At 39.1% G+C, this 233-nt stretch carries 1 protein-coding gene; it reads left to right on the top strand.

All coding sequences use genetic code 11. The annotated features are described in order from the left end of the window. Positions 1–5: 5 nt before the first annotated feature. Entirely contained in the window at positions 6–164 is a 159-nt protein-coding gene (locus tag AAEY55_RS18630) for a transposase (protein ID WP_350552782.1), read from the top strand. Positions 165–233 lie beyond the last annotated feature (69 nt).

Genomic DNA, 233 nt, shown 5'->3' with positions numbered 1-233 from the left:
GGAGAATTAAACAATCTACAACGCAAAGTCTATGGTCGAGATTTAAATGGTTTAAAAAGCAATTCTGGGTTAAAAAAACATTTTGGTCTGACGGATATTTTGTTTGCTCTGTTGGAAATGCGGCTGCTGATACAATTCGAAAATACATTCAAGAGCAGGGCTAACTATTCCGATTCATCCCATCGACGCCGCTTCGCGTCGATCAATGGGTTTTCTCGGAAAATTTCGATAAA

This window comes from Pseudoalteromonas sp. 120-MNA-CIBAN-0494 (genome assembly GCF_040308885.1).
Lineage (GTDB): Bacteria > Pseudomonadota > Gammaproteobacteria > Enterobacterales > Alteromonadaceae > Pseudoalteromonas > Pseudoalteromonas nigrifaciens.
The sequence above is the reverse complement of the archived record's forward strand: the minus strand, read 5'-3'. Positions and strand labels throughout refer to the sequence as shown.